We start from the raw sequence: 22,109 nt of genomic DNA, 5'->3' as shown, positions 1-22,109 counted from the left end.
CACCCAAACTCTGAGGTGATAACATGGTTGAGCATATTAATGCTTATTTTGATGATATACGTTATTCAAGCAGGGTAATTTTTTCGCAGTTCCAAAAGAAGTTAAAAATTCATAGATTTATTTTAAGCTACATTTAATCCACATTCCTAACGTCGTATGCATTCATGGATTTAATCCATTTTTTATAGCGATATGGTCTGATCCACTCTACTTATCAGCTAGAATGCGAAGCCATCGATTAAATACCTATGAATCACTCTTTAAGTATATATCAAAGAAGCTCTATTAATACTTATTAAGCTATATCAAAGTTCCAGCGGGAGACAGCATGAGTAAAGCTCTTATTTTTTGCGAGCTTTGGTTCACGTTAGAACTCTTTTCTACAAATTAAATAGTATGAAGCTGGGCCAAAAAACCATAAACAGTTCGGCGTCGAACTCTTTTTCCAAATTGAATAGTATAAAACCAAGCCGAAAACCCATAAACCGTTCGGCGCTGAACTCTTTTTTACAAATTGAATAGTATAAAGCTGAGTCGAAAACTCATAAATGGTTCGGCAGCGAACTCTTTTTTACAAATTGAATAGTATAAAGCTGAGTCGAAAACTCATAAATGGTTCGGCAGCGAACTCTTTTTTACAAATTGAATAGTATAAAGCTGAGTCGAAAACTCATAAATGGTTCGGCAGCGAACTCTTTTTTACAAATTGAATAGTATAAAGCTGAGTCGAAAACTCATAAATGGTTCGGCAGCGAACTCTTTTTTACAAATTGAATAGTATAAAGCTGAGTCGAAAACTCATAAATGGTTCGGCAGCGAACTCTATTTACAAGTTACGCAGTATTTAATTTAACGTATTCAATAGCCCAATTGCATTTATAGCAGTCAAAATACTTTAGCTATTTTATAACTTGCAACACTTTAAGCGTTATAGCCATATTGTCTACGCCTTTCTTAAAATGAATAATAGCGTGTCGAAAATGAACGATTTAATGACACTATTTACGTTTTTGGGGTAAATCGACAAACTTCAAAAAGGTGACAAATCAATGATACTTCATCAGTAACTTTTCCCCTTTCATATGTATCAAATATATAAAGAATCTTATTCACCATCTTCAAATCCGCTTTAAGCATAAAAACAGAATAATCACTAAAAATTGAAATAAAAGTAATTTATTTAAAATCAATTTGCGATTAGCTCTGTATTTATGAAGCTAATTATTCCTTTTCTGTATTTCTAACAAGGTAACTTTTTTAATTCTGCTTCGATTATGTAGGCCTTATTAGCATGACTTAATCGTCATAGCAGTAAAATTAAAGTTTTATGATCCTTTAATAATTAAAACGTATGGAAAAACGAATTTATGAAATACAGACAGAAATCGATCCCACTTTCAAAGGCTGAGTTAAAAGCTCACCCGCTGTTAATTGAACTGACAAAAAATGATGTGGTACAGCTAAAAGCCAATCAAAGTATTCATGCATTGCCAATTAAAGTCGTGCAATTGTTGCTAGATTTGCGCCCTTTAGCTGTCACTACCAATACTCACGACGATAGTTACTTAACGCTTGCATCAAGTGGTATGTTTGAGCGCTTTAAAGCACACCCGCTAAAAGCGGAATTAAATATAAAATTACAGATTTATCCCCAAGAAGCCGTCGAGTATGTACTTGCAACTACATTGCTATACGACCACGCACTAACACTGTCTTTGAAAGCTAACTTAAGCACAAACCTGAAACGCCGGCTTAGTTGTTTCGAAGAACAATGTATACCAATATCTAAACAACAGGTATTGGCTAATTTAGCCAATACCTCGCCTTCTGCTTTTCGAAAATGAGGTGCCAAGCGTGAGTTTAACTGACCATATTGCAAGAAGTAACCGTTTAAATAATTCCGGTGGTTGTTACCCTAATGCATTAGCGCATGCCACAACCTTAGCCATTATGTTGAAGAAGCTGGCTAAGGTTGATGCTAAAACTCGCCCGGCGATGACCGCGGTGGCAATGTTTATGTGGCTAACACAAGACTGGAAACAGATTAGTATGCCAAAAGATATTCCTGATTTTGTTAAAATATCTGGCGCGACTCCCTGTCAGGAAAATACCTTTAGAACTTACTTTGATGGCACACTATCGTGGGCTGAGTATGCGCGACCTTGTAAGTACAAAAAACATATTATGTATTTATGGCAGCCTATGCCTACGTACTTAAATACATTTTTTCAAAAGTTTATTAGTGTTCAATCTTACGATACGCCTTTTTTAAGCCCAACTGGCAAAGTACATTTGTTTGAGCTGATGAAGTCTACTTGGAAAACACCAAGCACATTAACAAAGCATCCGCGAATGCACAAAGATACGTTCCAGCATTACTTTATTAATTGTGCTCGAGCCGACAATACACTGGGTGCGATTGTTCGACTACAGCTTATTGAACCTGATAAAGCACATCATACTAGCGCGATGTATTACCAGCAGCTCAATAGTGATCGTATCCGCTATAAGTTATTTGATGCGCATAACCGCTACTTATCACGACTCATAGACGAAGCAAGGAACGCTCAACTTTTCGCGTATTTTGAACTTTTTCTAAAAGGGGTTTCTATAAACCTTATTAAAGCGTCAATAAAAAAGGCTGGCTATTTATCGCAACCGGGGGAGATAAGTCAGTTTGAACTTGATACCGCACAAAATGGCATTAATAAAAAACGTATTCCAGCAACTTTAATAGGTAGCCTTCGCTCACTTGAAGATAACCACGTCAGTCAGTTTTTCCACGAACTACATACATTAGTCGAAAGCGCTCACCAAAGTACGTTTGTAAAAGCCGGCAGTAAAAATACTCAAAACGTAAATAAATCAGCGTTACGTGATTACTACAATTATGCGACCTATCGCATTGCACTGCTATTTATTGCTCTTACAGGCGCAAGGCCTACCCATAGCATCAGTATTTTATCTGTCTACTATTCAGATTCTGATATTACCTTTATTAAAGATAAAGGACGCCTTAGACAACTCTTACTCTGTGATTACTTGCAGCAAGAAATTAACCAGTACTTATTATTACAATCAGTTGTTCGTTCGCAACTTAATATACATAAAGAGTTAGATGAGCTTTGGTATAAGTGTGATGAACAAAACACACCAACACCACTGACTAGTCGCGAATTACGCTTATTCATGGCAAAGGTTTGGCCTGGTATTGTGCCTTACCAACTACGTCATTTCTTTTGTCATTGCGCTAATAGCCATACATTTTCAGAAAAGCTATTCGATCAGGATATTGACCGTCTCATGGGGCATGAAAACCTGGGAGAGCGACTCGGAAGCGATATGTTGTTTCCAGCTCGATTCGATGCAATGAAAAGCTATCTAAATTCTCTACCAGAGCGTCTAGGACTAAAGGCTTTAACATATGTCTGAAAGATTAATAAATCTGCACACTAAACAAATCTCTGATTATTTGATTCACTTTTGGCCACTAAAGGTCACTGAAGACGCAATCTTTTGGGTATTAGATCGTTGGCAACTAGCAGAAAAGAAAACGCGTATTATCGATAATAGCGATCTTAGGTGTATCAATCGGCAGATCAATACTATTCCAACAGGAAAACAACGAATATATCGGCAAGCGCTTGAAGGGATTCTTTTTTATTTAGCTGACATCGCTCATTGGCAAGTCCCTGAGTTTGTTAAACACACAATAAGCGATACTAATCTTAAATACTTTGAGGAACTTGCAAAAGGTACTGCGCATGCACAGCTAATTTTTTCTCGCTACCAGCAACAAAAAACTTATTTTTTTGATACAAGAGGGACATTAACACCTAGCTTTATGGCATTAATGATAGGGTTTGAAGTGGCTCCCTTATCACTTGCGCATATCAGCGCTATTTTAAATAATCCAAATTCGATTATAGATAAAGAAGATAATCCACGCCTTGCTATTACTCACATGGGGTATGGAGCAGATGAATTAAGAGCAACTCATTATTATTTATCGATCGAAAGCTATCGTTTCTTAGAGAATTATTATGCGCAATCACCTCCAAGAATAAGCTCAAAATGTTTGTATGCAGACTTATCAAGTTGGTTGGAAGAAAATGGGTTACCGGCCTGTATTAGAAAGCAAATATGGCCGAAACGATTTCAAATCCATTGGTATCTTCGTTTTCAGCTACCGCCTGTTTTCATTAAGGATTTGGCTAACCCTGAGCGACATGTAGGCCTGTCAAACACCATTACGGCATCCAAAATAAAAGAGGCTGATATTTATGCCATTGACTGGGATACGAAGTGGTTTGATTCATTAGCTAAATCACAAAAAAAAATACGCTGGCCACACGAAATACTACTTAAACATTCAGAAAGCTTGGAAACTATCGAAACACCTCCTTGGGATGCCAATAATATTCTACCGCGCTTGTTGTTCGATTATACGAAACAGCTACTCGTGTATGGAGGAGTTAAGAAAGCGATCCTTGCACTCGGGTCTATTAAAAGTTATACCTCGCTTAAAAGTAAACTTGAGCCCTACCCGCTATGCTACGCCGATGCTATTAGTGAAGAGGTTATTAATGCATGGGCCAAAACGGTCTATGACTCGATAGACTCCGACAATGTAAAAGTAACCTTCTATAACTTTTTACGCTTTTTAAGCTACCAGGAACAAACGGATACGCTTGATTTATCCAACTTTAGTTCGCCTCTAGTACCGCCTTCGGTGAGTCCTGCTCGATTAAACATAGACGAACTTGATCACCTAATTAAAACGCTTATAGATAATAAATCTAAATACCCTTTTCGTAGTCTGTTTTGTACGATCGCTGCGCTATTGGGATTTTACGCTATGCTTCGCCGCGGTGAAGTTCTGAGATTACGCCGTAAAGATATTCGATTTAAACCACGTACTGGGCTTTTAACCGTTACCGTTGCTAATACCCCTGAAGGCAAAACAAAAGGTAATACTTCACGAGAGATATACACCACAATCCCTAAACAGTATCGTCAATTGCTTATTTATCTATTTGAAATTAAGAAACACTCTGATCGCGATCAACCTTTGCTTGGATTTGAAGGTGAAAAATATCATTCGCGGCAGCTTTATTACTTATTACCCGTGTCACGAGCATTGCGCTGTTTGTTTGGTTCGCACTTTAACTTTCATCATTTAAGACACAGTGGGGTACATATTTTTATGCTGCAAACACTTCATTGCGTAAGTAATACACCTGATGAGCTACGAGGGGAAACAATACTTGAGTGTGAATTCCTATCTAGTAAGGCAGTGAGTATACGCTTTGATTATTGGTTTGAAGGCAGATCCGTGTGTGAGATTAATGATGCCGCACTTTTAGATGAAATGGGTCTGCAAATTGGCCATATTCACTACAGCACGACACGTTGGTCATACTTACACGATATTGAATGGTTGCTACCTATCGTTAGCCGTACTCATTCACCGTATATATCTCGTGAATATACTCACAGTGAACTGCGCTATTTATTTGGGCTAAAGCCTAATTCTAACGACCTATCCCGTATATTACTTAAGCTGAGCCCTGATTATGCCAATAAAGCACTGGGACAAAAACGTAGTCAACCTGTAAGACTGTGCGATAACAAGCTCAGAGAGGTCATATTTGGCCAAGGGGTCCAAACAAAAAAAACGCTATCAACTGTTGATTATGCTTTAGCTTGGCAAAAATCAATTAATAACAGTAAACGCACGTTACTCGGCTTCATATTTAAAGCCATGCTAAAAAATAAAGCCCTCGACTTATATTCACTGAGCTTTATATGGGGTAATGGCAGTAAGCATCATATTCAACCGGTTTCTAAAAAGCAGCATACAGCTCTAAGCAATCTACCTCCCGTTGCACTTTCTGATGATGGCCAATCATTACAAATCACGCTGGCCTGCAATAGCAAAAACGCTCGTGCATTTACCACCGCTTTTAGACATAGCGATTGGGGTTGGTTAACGAGTAAATTTGTATTATCAGTCAATCGAAAAATCAACAGCGACCGACAACTACAGTTACTAAAGAAACTGTTTATTCAGAAAAACGAAGTTGTTCAAATCTATAAACAATCAGCAGGAAAAACTCAGCTGACTATTTATTTAAGTCCCAAAACATCACTTCCCCCCAATGTGCTCAAATTTGCACAAAATTTTATTCAGTCTTTCCAACCTCATGAGGTTCAACAATGAAAATGATTATTCCCCGTAATAAAAAAGAGCTACTTAAAAACATAACTGAAAATATTGATACTCGTTATGCTGATAGCTCAGCAACAGTATTAATAAACAAGAAAGAACGTTCTTTAACGTTAGTCACCGGTCAAAAACCGCTGTTTGCGCATTGTGTTTTTATACTTGATAAACGATCGACTAACTTAAAAGACTCGACGTTTTCTATTGATGGTAGCTACGCAAAACAGCTACCTTACTACTTTGCATCAAACCAAGATATTGAATTAGGCTTTCAAAATTCATCAGCTAACTCCTCTTTCATAGAGTTGTTTCAAATTGGCCTCAAAGACAATCAAGCAACATTACGTCGATGTGAATGCAGTGATACTTTTAAAGAACATTTAACTTACCTTGAAGATAATAAGAAGCTCCCAACCACGATCGTCTCCAAATCAGTTATTGAACGTATAGTTTTTGAATCTACAGAGCATATGCCTTTTGAACTTTGTGAACTCGATAAGAAACACCAGCGTATTCGAGTACAACGCGATGGAAAAGTTGAAGACAAGCATTTACCCAACGACATAGAACTGCCTATCTCTATGGTTATGACGCCTGAAATTACTAAACAATTAACTGACTTGTGTTACAGCACAAATAGTAATGAGATTGAAATAGCCCAACAAGGGGAATTACTCATATTTAAAGTAGATGAAGGTTCAGTAACCAGCTCTGTAGCTGGGCTCAACGAGTTTCATACAAAAACGCCAGAAAAAACACAGACTCTACAGTACGCTGAGTTAGACTTTCATGCATTTAAAAAAGAACTTAGACACTGTTTTATATCGTATGGAGTCATCAAAAAAGCAAATGACGCATTGTTGTATTTGAGCAATGAAGAAGCTGCAATTGCTGTATTTACAGGCCCATATAAATTTGTTTACCGTGTAACGGTATCAAAAGTAAGTGGTAAAAAGAGTAATAATGGTTCTCTGTATCGCTTTTCACCCAGAGACTTACTAAGTATAAAAATCAAAGATTTAATTGGTGCTACAAGTACGCGGCTAGAAATTATTAAATATCAAAATGGTGAACTGAAGCTAGGGGTGTATTACTCACTAGAAGATAAACTACCTTATCGTAGCATTGCGATAGAAAAAAACGAAAGCGAGCTACCGAGGGTGCTAGCAATGCTTGAAAGTTTTAATAAAAACCAAGGTAATACGCAGCATGAGAAACAAGAAGTACAAGAGGATTTATTTGCTTTCTATGCTGATGAAGGGGAAGAGTATTAACACAAAAACACTGGACAAATAAACAGTTACTGTTATATTTATTAGTGTATTTTTAATCAGTTGTGCGATTTCGTACCTAGTGTATGGTATTAGCATGATTGGGAAAAATACCAATTCGCTTAATTTAGTAAGCTATTGTGAAGCAAGAAAACCGTGTCGAAAACAAGGCAAAAATTTTGTTATTTAGTGGTTCTAAATCAGAAATTTTTAACGCTGTTAGCGTCAGGTCTAATACTTCAGATTGATTACGTATTATTGCGAGTTGGTATCTTATAAGCAGTTGGGGTAAAGAGGCGGCAACCTCCCTACCCCGTATCGGCTGCTCGACATTTAAACCTACCCAGCCGATGGCTTAATTCTAACGAATTCCATTGGTGAGGGATAGATCTATTTATAGATCGACTAACTAATGGAGGCCATTATGGCTCACATTCGTATTCGCCCGAATGGGCGTATTCAATTTGATTTACACCTGTATGGGCAACGCTTTCGTGAAGGCACTAAGCTCATGGCAACGCCGGCTAATTTAAAAAAAGCCAATGCTACCCTCAAAAAAATGAACGCGGAAATTGACTTAGAAACGTTTCAATACCGTGATTATTTTCCTGATAGCAAAAAAGTCGCGAAGTTTGAAACACTGCAACGCACTAAAGACCCCGATCGCCTGTATCCATTTTTTAACGATTACGCCAATGAATGGTTTGACCGCCAAAAAGCGAAATGGAAGAAAAGCTATCAAAGCGTTATGCGCAATACACTCGATACGTATTTAATCGCTGAGTTTGGGAATATTCTCGTGAGTGAAATTACACTCGCCAATGTGGATTATTTTCGTGAAAGTCTAACGATGATAAAAAAGAATGGTCGACGAAAGCTCACCAATAAACGCATTAATGGCATCCTGTGGCCACTTATTGCGATTTTAAGTTTAGCGGCTGAAGAGCATGACTTTGCTTACCCTATGCGTCGATACAAAACGCTTAAAGAAGAGCGTGCTGATTCTAACCCGCTAACGGCAGATGAAGTGCAATGCTTTTTAGAGGCGGCACCTATTGAGTGGAAAGATTACTTTAAAGTACGTTTTTGGACAGGGATGCGTAGCTGTGAGGTTCACGGTTTGCGTTGGGGAGATATAGATTTCAACCATAGGTTGATTCGAATTCGCCATAACTGGGTCAATGGTGAGTTGTGTGATGTAAAAACACCTAAGTCACGCCGTGAATTAAAAATGTGCGATACACTCTATGCATTGTTCAACCGCTTAAAAAACCAAGCGAGTAATGAATTTGTATTTACTCATAAGGCCAATCCACTTGATAATCACTTTGTGAGTAAGCAGCTTTGGTTTCCCACTCTAAAAAAAGCGGGTCTGGCACGCAGACGTCCTTACGAAACACGCCACACTGCGGCTGTGCTGCATATTGCTGCGCACGAAAACCCGCTTTATATTTCACATATGTTAGGGCATAGCGATACACGTTTACTGTTTGAAGTATATGCGCCTTATGTTGCTAATGCGTCAAGGCAGGATGGGTTTGCGTTTAACGAGATGATGGTTGAGCGTGGGATTGCATGAAGCGTTTGATTAAAATGCTAAATAAAATTAGCTACATTTGAGCTTGCTAACTCAGGAATTAATAGTGCCATATAGCCAGTAATTTGAACCCCAATTATATACGTAGCCCATAGATATTTTTGAAGGTGAGATAGGAATCTCACCTTTTATAACCTATATATATTTCTACAATAACGCTTTTATTGCCGTAGCAATATCCTCAGCTTGCACTTGAGATGCGACAGAATCAGTTGACTCGACCATAACACGTATCAATGGTTCAGTGCCTGATTTACGCAGTAAAACACGGCCTGTATCTGCCAAAAGTGTTTCAGCTTCTACTACTGCTTGCTTAACTGAATCAGTATTTAAAATCTCATTCGCATTATTTTTTGTTAAACGCACATTGAGAAGTACCTGAGGTAATTTTTGCATACCTGCTGCGTAGTCTTTTAATGATTGCTTTTGCTGAATAAGCGCTGTTAATACCAACAAAGAAGCAACAATACCATCACCTGTGGTTGCATAATCTAAGTGTAGAATATGGCCTGAACCTTCACCACCAAGTTTCCAACCCGTATTTTTGAGCTGCTCAACAACATAGCGGTCACCTACTTTAGCGCGCTTGAATGGTATACCCATTTCCTTAAGCGCTAGTTCTAACCCGAGGTTAGACATGAGTGTACCAACAACACCACCTTGCATTTTTCCTTGTAGCTTTGCGGCCTTAGCTAAAATATAAAGGATTTGGTCACCGTCAATCACAGCGCCACTGTCATCAACAAGCATTAATCTGTCAGCATCACCATCAAGCGCAATACCTAAGTCTGCTTTATGTTCTAGTACAGCAGCTTGAAGGCTATCTAGATGTGTAGCACCACATTGCTCATTTATATTTAACCCGTTTGGTTTATCGTTAATGCTAATAACATCAGCACCCAACTCTGCATAAACATTTGGTGCTATGTGATACGCAGCCCCATTTGCACTATCGACAACAATTTTTAAACCTTCAAGTGTTAAATCTTTAGCAAATATGCCTTTGCAAAACTCAATGTATCGTCCAGCAGCATCGTTAATGCGTCTTGCTTTACCCAAGCGTTCTGAGCTAACACACTGCATAGCGTCATTATTTAATGCTTGCTCAAGTAAAGCTTCAATTTCTAGCTCTTGCTCATCGTTTAACTTCGTACCAGAATTATTAAAAAATTTAATACCATTATCGTAATATGGATTATGTGATGCGCTAATAACAACACCGGCATCCGCTCTAAAAGTGGATGCTAAATAAGCAACAGCAGGCGTTGGCATTGGGCCAACAAATGCTACATTAACACCCGCAGCAGAAAGACCTGCTTCAATAGCTGACTCAAACATATAACCGCTATTACGTGTATCTTTACCTATTAATATCTCTTTTGTACCACTAGAGGCTAAGACTGTACCCGCGGCCCAGCCTAACTTCATTGCAAAATCAGGCGTAATAGGAAAAGTCCCTACTTTACCTCTTACTCCATCGGTACCAAAATACTTACGTGGCATAATTATTCCTTTATGAATGTTACAAACGCGCTATACGCGTTATTAATCTTAGTTAACTCTATTATTCTAAATAATAAAGCTTTACTACAAAACACAAAAAGCGCGAGTTAAACTCACGCTTTAGATTTAATTTATTATACAAGGCTAGATACTTACTTTTACATCAACAAAGTGCAAAATAAATTTCTTAATTTATATTCACAACCTTTTGTTTATCCGCGCTTGGCTGTCCTATTTTTGCATTCCACACCAAATCGCATATGCCATCGGTTGGATTAAAGCCTGTTGGTGCGTCTAAGAGCAGCTGACGTATTGTTTCGTGATCAAAATTATGACACGCAATATCTAGCGCTTCTATAAACACATTAAGCTCGGCCAAAGGCAACATTACCTCATTAGCAGTCATGATTCGTTCATGAGAGGTCTCGCCAACATTATCGCCGATCAGCAGTTCTTCATATAGCTTTTCACCTGGGCGTAAGCCCGTACACTTAATTTCAATATCGCCATGTGGATTAGTATCGCTTTTAACTTCAAAACCAGAAAGACGAACCATTTTGGTCGCAAGATCTTTAATTTTAACTGGATCGCCCATATCAAGTACAAATACGTCGCCACCCTTGCCCATCGCCCCTGCTTGTATAACTAATTGCGCAGCTTCAGGGATCGTCATAAAAAAGCGTGTTATATCAGGATGTGTGAGCGTTATCGGGCCGCCTTCTTTTATTTGCCTGCGAAATAGTGGCACTACAGAGCCACTCGACCCTAATACATTACCAAAGCGCACCATACAAAAACGTGTTTTATGTTTAACACCTTGCTCTTGTGCTAAACCTTGCAGCGATAGCTCAGCCATACGCTTAGTAGCACCCATAACATTAGTCGGGCGTACCGCTTTATCTGTTGAGATAAGCACAAAGGTCTCTACCTTTGCGTTGACTGCTGCTTTTGCTGCGTAATAAGTACCGAACACATTATTACGCACACCTTCTACTACGTTATGCTCAACCAACGGCACATGCTTATAAGCTGCGGCATGATAAACAGTTTGCACACCAAATGCTGTCATTACAGTTTCAATTCGGTTAATACGTTGCACCGAGCCCATTATAGGTATTAACTCAATATCAAGGTTATTATTAGTAATGTACTCACTAAGCTCCTTTTCTATTGAATATAAACCAAACTCACTAAGCTCAAATAAAACAAGCTTTGTAGGTTTTTGTTTAACTATTTGTCTACACAGTTCAGAACCGATAGAACCACCGGCTCCTGTAACCATAACCACTTTATTCTCAATGTTAGCGGTCATTAAATCAGTATTTGGTTCTACAGGGTCACGACCAAGTAAGTCTTCAACACCAACCTCTGCTATTTCAGCAAGCTTTGCTTTGCCCTCTACTACATCAGCCATACCGGGCATTGAAAGCACATTAATAGCTAAAGGTTCTAATTGGGCGAGTATTTCTTTGCGGCGAGCACGGGTTTCGCTTGGGAGTGCTAATAAAACTTTACTTACCTTGCGTTTATTTATGAGCTCGTAAATACCTTTAAAGCATAAAACGGGTATACCTTGAATGATTGAACCATGTTTAGTTGCATCATCATCAATAAACGCTCTAACAAAATATTCTGGACCAGCACCTAATGCCGTCGCTAATTGTCGTCCGGCAGAACCCGCCCCATAAATAATGACAGGTTCTTTTTTACTTGTCGTCATTCTGCCAATCATCGCGCGTACCAATACGCGAGACCCACCGACAGTTAATAAGCACAACCACGCAAATATAAATGGCATCGTGCGCGGTATATCTATACCTATAAAAAAGGCGATTAAAACCAAACTGACCGTTGTTATTACAGTGCCTAGTACAATTGCCCAAATAGCTTGTGAGTTCATGTATCTAAGTACAGCACGATACAAGCCTAAACTTATAAATGTATATAAGCTAACCGGAATTAACACTGCCAATAAAAGCCAATTATCTAAACGCTGCAGCGACTCAAAGCTATCAAGCCTTACAATAAGCGCTAGCCAAAACGCCAATACAATAAATAACGAATCAATACACAGTGTAATTATACGTTTTTTAGCACGCGATGCGTTTAAAATAGAGCGAATGAAACTATCCATGGCACGTTCCTTTGTGGTGTAAATACGAGGTCAACCCAGTATCGTGTGTGAAATTAACAATTTGGTAACTATAACAAATAATAGACTAGGGTAATTAGCTTTAATGAAGTCAATCGTTGAGTAAATAGTAATGAATTACAATATTACAGCCCGATAGAGGGAAGTTGATAATTTCAGATATCTCACTATTGGTGTAATAAATGATGGTTAAATGTGTCTCAGAAATGTCTCAGCCTGAGACACATATTAAAATAAATACTTTTGAATTAGCTAGTTAAAAAAATCAAAAAAGTACTCCCGATATAATATACAATTCAGGGATTACGCTTACGTGCTATAAAATTCTTTATCTAATAGGAATTCTACAACCCGCGTTAAGCCAACCTCACACTTCATAAGCAAATATCAATGCATAAACTCAAAACGGCGACTACAGCTTATATTTGTCATTATTTACTCACAATTATAAGCTGAGAGTTAATCGCACCTTTAAGATTTAGATGCCAACGCGAATACTTCTTTCATCACTTGTGTTGTTTTAGCTATTTCAGCTTCAGTAAGCGTTGGGTGCACTAAAAACATCAATGATGTTTCGCCTAGCTCTACTGCATTAGGTAAGCGTTTTTCTGGACGCCATGGGGTATTATCAAATGCTTTCTCTAGGTACACCTCAGAGCAACTTCCCTGAAAACATGGTACACCGCGCTCTACAATTTCATTCACTATACGGTCGCGATCCCAGCCTTCAGCTAGTTGCTCCGGCTTAACAAACATATAGTGTTTATATTCTGCGTGTTCAATGTAGCTTGGCACTGTTACTAAACGAATACAGTCAAATTCACTGGCAGCTTTATCTAGCTCAGCACCATATGCTTGACGTTTTGCAGTCCAGTCACTCATACGCGTTAGTTGAATACGTCCTAGTACAGCTTGTATTTCGGTCATGCGCCAATTGGTACCAAAGCTTTCGTGTAACCATCTAAATCCTGGTGGGTGCTCACGGTTATAAATAGCATCAAAGCTTTTACCGTGATCTTTATAGCTCCACATAGTTGACCATAACTCTTTTGAGTTAGTAGTTACCATGCCACCTTCTCCGCCGGTAGTCATAATTTTATCTTGGCAGAAACTCCACGCACCAACATGGCCAATGCTACCCACTGAGCGACCTTTATATTTTGCACCATGCGCTTGGGCGCAGTCTTCAATTACATAAAAGCCATATTCTTTACTTAACGTCATTATGTCGTCCATTTCAGCGGGCATACCTGCTAAATGCACAACAATCACCGCTTTTGTTTTTGGTGTAAGTACTGCTTTAATACTTTGGGCTGTAATTGCCTGGCTATTTAAATCAATATCGGCAAAAACAGGGGCAGCACCCGCAGTTACAATACTTGAGGCAGACGCTAAAAATGTACGTGGCGTAGTGATTACTTCATCGCCCGCACCTACATTTAATGCTTTTAAAGCAATATCAAGCGCTAGCGTACCATTACCTAAAGCAATGGCGTATTCGCTGTCAGCCCAAGTAGCGAATTCTTTTTCAAATTCACGGCCTTCAGTACCCGTCCAGTAATTAACTTTATTTGAAAGCACAACGCGGCTTACAGCATCAGCCTCGCCTTGAGTAAAGCTAGGCCAAGGAGAAAATGGGGTATTTAACATGGTATTCCTATTTATTCTGTATAGAAAAGATCATAAAAAGTATTTTTAGTGGCTTTTTATTACAACAGCAGGAGAGCCAAACGCTGTTACATTATCAGGTATATTTTTTATAACTGTACTACCAGCACCAACTATACAGTTATCACCAATCGTAATTAATTGTTTAACTTGGCTGCTAATACCAACCCAGCTTTTAGCACCAACAGATACGCCACCGGCTAGAGCAACATTAGGGCAAATATGGGTGAAATTATCAATGGTGCAATCATGTTCAACGACAGCAGCGGTATTAATAATACAACCAACACCAACTTTAGCAAAAGCATTAATAACTGCGCTCGAAAAAACAACGGTACCTGATGCTATTGCTGCATATGGGCTTATTACTGCGGTTGGATGAATTAAAGTAATAAGGTTAAAACGATTTTTTCTTAATAACTCTATTTTTTGCTGGCGGATTTCGTTATTACCAATAGCAACTACAACGTCATTACTCAACGTAGCATTTGTATTATTTAGAGCTATTAAATCAGCGCATGTACCGTGTATTGGCCAGTGTTCAATATGTGTTTTACTGGGGTAAGCGTCATCATAAAAGCTAACTATAAAACCAAGCTGCTCTGCAATATCAGCAATCACTTTGCCATGACCGCTTGCACCAACTATAGCCAACTCTTTAGTCATTATTAGAGCCTTTGAATGGTTCTATAGTCACATGGCCGTCAGCACTTATGCCTTCACGCACAAACACTTTTTTTACGGTAAGCAATAATATTTTTAAATCGAGTAAAAAGCTGTGGTTATCTACATACCACACATCAAGTTTAAACTTTTCCTCCCAACTAATAGCATTTCGGCCGTTAACTTGTGCCCAACCTGTCATACCTGGACGCACATTATGCCTGCGGGCTTGCTCAGTACTATACAAAGGTAAATACTGCACTAGTAAAGGACGTGGGCCTACTAAGCTCATATCACCTTTTAATACATTAAATAAACCAGGTAGTTCATCTAAACTGGTAGAACGTAAAAAAGCACCAAATTTAGTCATCCGTTTATCATCAGGGAGTAAATTACCAAGTCTATCCTTACCATCGAGCATGGTTCTAAACTTCATCATTTTGAATACTTTACCATTCAAACCAGGGCGGTTTTGAGTAAATAAAATAGGTGAGCCCAATTTAAAACGAATGAGTATAGCAACAACAGTTATTACTGGTAATAAAGTAAGTAATGCACAAAGAGCAGCTATAAAATCAAAGAAGCGCTTCATTAATTAAGTTCCATAATATTCATTAACTCTTTATTGACCTTATGAACATCAAATTTATCTTCAACCATCGCTCTACTTGCCACTGCCATTCGTTGCCATTCTTGTGGGTTTTCAATAAACCAAATCATTTTTTCAGCCAATTGTTCTACGTTAGCCTTCTCTACCAGCCAGCCATTTTCACCATTAATGACGGTTTCGCGGCAACCTGGAACATCTGTTGTTAAAATAGGTCGCCCAGTTGCCATAGCTTCTAACACTGTACGTGGCAGCCCTTCATGGTACGAAGGCAATACAAAAACATTACAACCTTCTATATAGGGTCGAACGTCGTTAGTTGCGCCGAAGTAATCAACAGCTTTATCGTTATTTAGCTTTGCTAATTCTTGAAGTGTAATACCATCAGGAGAGGGGTCTGCTGGGCCAACTAATTGAAATACAGCATCAGGGTAATGTTGTTTTACGCAATTTGCCGCAGCAACATACTCACGAATACCTTTATCACCTAATAACCTGGCAATAAGTAAAAAGGCCGGTGATGACGTCAGCGGTTTAACATCAAAGTGAGTTATATCAACGCCTGAGCCGTTTACTACACAAGTTTTATAAGAGGGTACTATACCTAAATCAATAAAAACTTGCTGGTTATCTGGGTTTTGAAATATCACTTTTTGAGCTTTCTTTAAGGACATTTTATATAAAAAAGCAACTAATTTTACTAATAAGTTTTTTTTCCAGTTGCCTTTTTGAAAAGCAAAACCCAAGCCAGTAACTAAAGCATAAAAGCGACAGTCAGGCACAACACGTGCTGCAAAAGCTCCCCAAATTATTGGCTTTATTGTATAAGCTAAAATCACATCAGGTTGCTGCTTTTTAAAAACATAACGCAGCGCCACAAAAGTTTTAAAATCTTGTATCGGATTTAAGCCACTTCTGCTAACGGGATAATCAATGTAATTCCCACCTAAAGCCTCTACTGCTTTAATATCATTATTTGTTGCTCCAGAGGCTAAAGTTTGTACTATAAAATTAGATTTGTTAAGTTGATTAAGTAACCCCCCTCTAAAGTTATATAAAGATGAAGGCAGAGTACCTATAATATTAATTTTCATATTTTTTATTTACTCATTAGTCGGCACATGGATAACAGAAATAAGCTCAGATTGTAATAGATAAAAGAGCCAAAGTAGTTAAAATATAAAACCGCATAATCAACCGATTAGTTTTTATCTAGTCATGAATAATCAAATATTGAACTTCATTTTTATCTAAGGATCGATACTTCCCTTTAAACAAAGGGAATAAATATTTTATAGCTCATAAGTAAACCACTATCCCTTAAAATATACATAACAGTTTGCTGCAAAACTATTAAAAACACTACTGTACTACTAACCAATAAGCTGAGTATGTAGTAATAAGTGATAAAAAACATTAGCCCATTGCAGCAAACCAATTTAGCATACAACATATATGAAAAGTCAGCTATTGACATTCTTGTAAATTTGAAAGAGCTACGTAATTAAATGACTACTATTGCAATAAATTTAAAGTTAGTGAAGCGCATAGCGTAGTAACCCCCAAATAAAGAGTCTAAGATAATTAAACAACTCTTTAAAGAGAGTAATGTGAGCTATTTCCCTTTAGAGACTAGACTCAATGCATTCAATAATTTCTCTTGCTGCGCATTAGTTGAGTAAGTATTTTCTACAGCTTTTCTCCCGTTAAATCCAAATAGTTCACGCTTTTTTTTATCTTCTATCAACTCTTTTAATGCATTAGTCCAATCAATTGTTGTATTCGCTAATAACCCACACATACTGTTGTTAACAATGTTTATATTGACACCTACAGGGCTAGCAACAACAGGCACACCACAGGCCATATATTGTATGAGCTTATATCCACATTTACCCTTTTCCCAAGGCCCATCCTCTAAAGGCATAATACCAATGTCCATTTTTTTTATAGAGCTAACTTCAGTCTTTTCTGACCAAGTTTCAATAATAACATTCAATTCCATTAATTCATTAACTACGCTTTCACTAGCACCAACTAGGTTAATAGTAATATCAAATGCTTTACTTAACTCAATTAGAGCAGACTTTATATTAACTACATACTTTTGAGTTGATGGTGAACCAATCCACCCAATAGTTAATTTATCACTATTAATTTCAGATTTTTGGCTATAGCGCTCAATATCAACAACTGTTGGGATAATTATTATATTTTTAGCTCCTGCTTTTTTCGCTCTTGTCGCCAAGTAATCATTACCTGCAATCACTGTATGAGCATTTCTCATTACCACATCAATTTTATAACTTAAAAAGTAACGTATAAATTTGGACTTAGACATATCGTAGTTATGAAAAATAGCATCATCATAATCTACAATATATCTTACTCCTAGTTTGCTAAGTAACCGCTCAAATAAAGCAGGAAAATATAAGAACAACTCCTTTTCAACCCAAACAGCATCATATTGAAAAACAGTAAATATAGAGTACAACCTTTTTAAGTAATAATATAATAAGGTCACTAAGGATACCTTATTTTCTGCATAAAGTTTCTCTAGATATTCATCATTAAAAAAACTTTTTACTTTTATATTTATACCTTTAGATTCAAGGTACGAAATATACTGAATTGTTCTTAAGCGACTGCTTGCGCCTTTTCGGCTATATTTTGAAAGCAAAAGTATTTTATGCCTTTTCATATGAGTTACTCGTAGTGTCATTAAAAAGAAAAACTAAGGGCATTATAAACATCCATTGAAAAGAAAATGCTTCTATATATGGATTTGTATTAGACGCTAAAAATACTGCAACCCAAGAGCCAAAAAAGAATTTATCTAATGATGTTAATTGAGAACCCTTCATCCGTTTAAAGAATATAAATAAATAAAACATATATGGAATGCTATAAATAAACGCGCCAATAAAACCAACTCTCAGCACAGTCGCAATCCAAACTAGTTCATAGCGCCATGGAAAATCATCACTTCTAATATAATCAACACCTACACCATGTCCCTTACCTAGAACGAATGAGTTTTCTATACCTTCAAATAATGCGGATGCTTGCTCAACTCTTGCTCCCCCACCACCTGACATCGATTTATCAAAAAAAACACTCGCTATATAAAGGAAGTCAACTCCCGAAAATTCACGTATAACTATTATTAAAGAGAAAAAAACAAAAATAGCTAAAGTAATAATAAAAAAGAATTTTATAGGAGAGTACCTATTTAAAACAAACTTCACTGAAAGAACCGTGAAGAACATAAATGATGATAAAACAATAGCTAAAGTAAGAGCTGTTCTTCCTGCAAAAACCATAGTAAGAAAAATAATTAATAATATGAAAAACTTTACATTTAAGGATTTAATAACATTAGGGTAAAAGAAAAACCCACCACCTAAAAAAATTAATGAACCAAAAACATGCATAATAGCCCCAGAGTAACCATCACTATTCATATTTACGTTTGTTCCTGATTCAAAAAAACTAACAGAACTAGGCCCATAATTCAAAAACAAGTAAAAATAAACAGCTACGGAAATGCACCCCAGAATACTGAAGAGAACTAGTAAAGACACTATTTTATCATATGTAAAATGCTGTACAAAAAAGGTTAGTATAACAAGCCATAATAATGGAGAGATTATATATATGAAAGTAACTAAAAGAACCGAGTTTTCAGGAGCACCGTTATGCAACCCCACGCATATAAAGAAAATGGTGACTAAGACTGAAAAAAGAAACATTAGATAAAATACTTTTAACTCACTTCTAACTTTAATATACGGTAAAGACAATAAGAACGAGAGAAACATAAAAGTAACAACAACTGGCTTTAAAACATTTGGGAAAACCACGCTAAAAAAAAGCACAACTACTATTAAATAATAATTTAACTTAGCAACTGTCAACATTATATGATTAGACTCTTTATTAAGCTCTCAAAAAATTGCGCTTGATTGATTTTGTTATACTTTTCAAGTTCTGCTTTTTTAGGTTCTAAAGTTTCACTATTTAAAATATATTCTTTAAAGCTAGCTTCCAATTCTATTTCTTGATTTACAAATCCCTTACCTGTCGATGTTTCTTTTAGTATTTTTGTTGCTTCATTTTCAACCCCAGTAAAGCACATTATTTTTTTCTTAGCATTTATATACTCAAATATTTTCCCAGTCGCACACCCCTTTGAATCACCCGTTAATAACAAAAGATAATCACATTTAGACATATAAGTAATTGCCTTACCTCGCTCAACAGGTTGGCTAATAATAAAGTCTACATCTGTCGCTTTAATTAAGTCTACCTCTCTATTTTCAAGTTCTCCGACAAATAGAAGTGTATATTCAGATTTCATTCCGCAGTCTAAAGTCGAAAATGTTTTTAAAAAAGTTTTCAAGCTTTCCCACCGAGAGGCATCACTCGCGCTTATTCTACCAAAATGTCCAATCACCTTCTTGTTAGTAAAAAACACTCTACTTACCAACTGATCACTTTCATCTAATTTTAACTCACCAGTAAAATCATCTGGGTCAAAACCATTATGCATCAATGTGACTTTGTTATTTGGATATCGCAATTTAAAATCATCAACTAATGGGTTGCTAACAGTCATTATTAAGCTGCTGTTTTCACAAGCTATAGTTTCAAGCTTTTTCCGCATTACGTTAAGAAACTTAGACTTTCGTCCTAATGATTCAAATAAAAAGCCATCTCTAAAGTCTTGAATTAATGGTATGTTATATTTACTTGAAAAGTTACTAGAAGCTATTAAAGCATCTATCGGAGAGTATGAGCCCATCGCAACTATATTCTTATTAGAGTTTAGCTGAGACTCTAAATACCGCTCTAATGAAGCCATTGCATTACTTGCCCAACAACCTTTAAAAAAACTATTGCTTTTGATATTGCGCTTTATACCAAAGCCTAGCATTAAATAAACTAAATTTTTTAAATTCATAAACATATTACTTTGACCAAGTAACCCACCAACTATTGGTATAACAGTTATATTTTCATTCTTTGTAATTGTAGTGTCATTATCTACAGCCTTAGTTACAATTATAAATTCAAATTTATGAGGGTCTATATATTTAATTAAACTTATATATCTTATTGAAGCTATATTTTTTGAATTGTGATGAGTGGCAAATAATACACATGTAATTTTTTTCATTTTTAACTCTTAGGTCTAAAGCTCGAAAGTATTGAACTAAACAGACAAGTTGAACTTGAATTCCAGTAATTTTATCACAGCTTAATTATATACTTTTGTTGACATTATAAAAAACAAGAACCAAAACCGACGTAAAAATTACGCTAGCTTTTCACTCAAGCATTTCACAATTCTCGCAGCGGCATCTGCGTCACCATATAATGACTTGCCTTCAAACCTCGACTCTTCCTCATTTTCAAGAGCTTCCATTACTTTATTTACTATTAATACTGGATCATTACCCACTAAAAAATTAACTTTTTCATTAACCAATTCAACCCACTCGGTTTGCTCCCGCATTGTAATACAGAATTTTTTAAAGAAATAAGCTTCTTTTTGTAGACCACCACTATCAGTTACAACTGCTGAACAATTATCGAGTAACCAAATCATTTCGAAATAACTCACTGGGTCAACCATTAAAAAATTCGGTTTCACTTCTAAATTCAAAATATGCTTCTTTGTTCTCGGATGAACTGGGCAAACAACTGGTATAGTTTTATGTATTTTATTTAAAGCTGATACTATATTTGATAACCTCTCATTGCTGTCAGTATTATCAGCTCTGTGTATTGTGGCCAATACGAATTTTCTTTCTATATTAACTGAGTTAGGCCTTCTACTTTTTGACGAATAATACATAACAGCGTCATACATCACATCCCCAACATTGTAAATTTTACAGTTTTTATTTTGATAACCTTCATTTCTAAGATTATTCATAGCAGTGTTTGTGGGACAGAATAACACTGAACTAATTTGGTCGGTTAATATACGATTGATTTCTTCTGGCATTTCCATATTAAAACTTCTAAGACCAGCTTCTACGTGTACTACCGGTATATGTAACTTCGCAGCAGCAAGCGCACCTGCTAGAGTTGAATTGGTATCCCCATAAACCAACACATAATCAGGCTGCTCTTTAAGTATAATTTCTTCAACTTTTTCTAATTGACGACCAGTCATCGCTCCATGGTTGCCGCTACCGACATTCAATGTATATATAGGTTTAGGTATATCCATTTCATCAAAGAAAACATCACTCATGTTTGTATCATAATGCTGTCCGGTATGAACAATTAATTCTTCTATTTTGTTTAATGGGTTAATTTTATTGTGCTCTAATATTGCTCGACTTACCGTGGCCGCTTTTATAAATTGAGGTCTTGCGCCAACAACTGTTATTATTTTCACTTGGAATCCT

Annotated in this window: 15 protein-coding genes; 5 read left to right on the top strand and 10 right to left on the bottom strand. The window is 36.8% G+C overall.

Annotated elements, in window-relative coordinates:
* Window positions 1-1,367: 1,367 nt before the first annotated feature.
* The 5 genes from QL998_RS00480 (at window position 1,368) to QL998_RS00460 (ending at window position 9,076) form a co-directional block, all read left to right on the top strand.
* Window positions 1,368-1,844: a hypothetical protein gene (locus QL998_RS00480; protein WP_010555241.1), complete on the top strand. Its 477-nt coding sequence runs from the start codon at window positions 1,368-1,370 to the stop codon at window positions 1,842-1,844.
* A 10-nt stretch (window positions 1,845-1,854) separates the two neighbouring features.
* A complete protein-coding gene (locus QL998_RS00475) occupies window positions 1,855-3,432 on the top strand; it encodes a hypothetical protein (RefSeq protein WP_182195700.1) in 1,578 nt (525 codons plus the stop codon).
* Complete coding sequence (locus QL998_RS00470; RefSeq protein ID WP_182195698.1) at window positions 3,425-6,223, top strand: site-specific integrase; 2,799 nt, start codon at window positions 3,425-3,427, stop codon at window positions 6,221-6,223. The genes QL998_RS00475 and QL998_RS00470 overlap by 8 nt, the downstream gene beginning before the upstream one ends.
* Window positions 6,220-7,500, top strand: coding sequence for a hypothetical protein (locus QL998_RS00465; protein WP_182195697.1), 1,281 nt, complete (start codon window positions 6,220-6,222; stop codon window positions 7,498-7,500). Before QL998_RS00470 ends, QL998_RS00465 begins: the two co-directional genes overlap by 4 nt.
* Window positions 7,501-7,921: 421 nt before the next feature.
* Window positions 7,922-9,076 carry a site-specific integrase gene (locus QL998_RS00460; protein ID WP_010554167.1) on the top strand — a complete coding sequence of 385 codons (1,155 nt, stop codon included), beginning with the start codon at window positions 7,922-7,924 and terminating at the stop codon, window positions 9,074-9,076.
* Window positions 9,077-9,241: 165 nt separating this feature from the next.
* On the opposite strand, the gene glmM is transcribed toward QL998_RS00460, so the two are convergent.
* The 10 genes from glmM to wecB all read right to left on the bottom strand — a co-directional run bounded on the left by glmM (window position 9,242) and on the right by wecB (window position 22,099).
* Window positions 9,242-10,597 carry a phosphoglucosamine mutase gene (gene glmM / locus QL998_RS00455; protein WP_290191903.1) on the bottom strand — a complete coding sequence of 452 codons (1,356 nt, stop codon included), beginning with the start codon at window positions 10,595-10,597 and terminating at the stop codon, window positions 9,242-9,244.
* A 187-nt stretch (window positions 10,598-10,784) separates the two neighbouring features.
* Window positions 10,785-12,731 (bottom strand): nucleoside-diphosphate sugar epimerase/dehydratase, encoded by a 1,947-nt coding sequence (locus QL998_RS00450; RefSeq protein WP_290191902.1) that lies wholly within the window; start codon window positions 12,729-12,731, stop codon window positions 10,785-10,787.
* Window positions 12,732-13,220: 489 nt separating this feature from the next.
* Complete coding sequence (locus QL998_RS00445; protein ID WP_290191901.1) at window positions 13,221-14,399, bottom strand: DegT/DnrJ/EryC1/StrS aminotransferase family protein; 1,179 nt, start codon at window positions 14,397-14,399, stop codon at window positions 13,221-13,223.
* Between the two features lie 45 nt (window positions 14,400-14,444).
* Window positions 14,445-15,083, bottom strand: coding sequence for an acetyltransferase (locus QL998_RS00440; protein WP_290191900.1), 639 nt, complete (start codon window positions 15,081-15,083; stop codon window positions 14,445-14,447).
* Window positions 15,076-15,672 carry a sugar transferase gene (locus QL998_RS00435; protein ID WP_290191899.1) on the bottom strand — a complete coding sequence of 199 codons (597 nt, stop codon included), beginning with the start codon at window positions 15,670-15,672 and terminating at the stop codon, window positions 15,076-15,078. The genes QL998_RS00440 and QL998_RS00435 overlap by 8 nt, the downstream gene beginning before the upstream one ends.
* Window positions 15,672-16,781 carry a glycosyltransferase family 4 protein gene (locus QL998_RS00430; RefSeq protein ID WP_290191898.1) on the bottom strand — a complete coding sequence of 370 codons (1,110 nt, stop codon included), beginning with the start codon at window positions 16,779-16,781 and terminating at the stop codon, window positions 15,672-15,674. Before QL998_RS00430 ends, QL998_RS00435 begins: the two co-directional genes overlap by 1 nt.
* A 521-nt stretch (window positions 16,782-17,302) precedes the next feature.
* Window positions 17,303-18,388 carry a glycosyltransferase family 4 protein gene (locus QL998_RS00425; RefSeq protein WP_290191897.1) on the bottom strand — a complete coding sequence of 362 codons (1,086 nt, stop codon included), beginning with the start codon at window positions 18,386-18,388 and terminating at the stop codon, window positions 17,303-17,305.
* On the bottom strand, window positions 18,375-19,607 hold the full coding sequence (locus tag QL998_RS00420) for a hypothetical protein (protein WP_290191896.1): 1,233 nt from the start codon (window positions 19,605-19,607) through the stop codon (window positions 18,375-18,377). Before QL998_RS00420 ends, QL998_RS00425 begins: the two co-directional genes overlap by 14 nt.
* Window positions 19,607-20,866, bottom strand: a complete 1,260-nt coding sequence (locus tag QL998_RS00415) for a hypothetical protein (RefSeq protein WP_290191895.1) — start codon at window positions 20,864-20,866, stop codon at window positions 19,607-19,609. The genes QL998_RS00420 and QL998_RS00415 overlap by 1 nt, the downstream gene beginning before the upstream one ends.
* Window positions 20,867-21,004: 138 nt before the next feature.
* Window positions 21,005-22,099: a UDP-N-acetylglucosamine 2-epimerase (non-hydrolyzing) gene (gene wecB / locus QL998_RS00410; protein ID WP_290191894.1), complete on the bottom strand. Its 1,095-nt coding sequence runs from the start codon at window positions 22,097-22,099 to the stop codon at window positions 21,005-21,007.
* Window positions 22,100-22,109 lie beyond the last annotated feature (10 nt).

It is taken from the genome of Pseudoalteromonas sp. APC 3691 (assembly GCF_030408135.1).
Classification (GTDB): domain Bacteria; phylum Pseudomonadota; class Gammaproteobacteria; order Enterobacterales; family Alteromonadaceae; genus Pseudoalteromonas.
The sequence above is the reverse complement of the archived record's forward strand: the minus strand, read 5'-3'. Positions and strand labels throughout refer to the sequence as shown.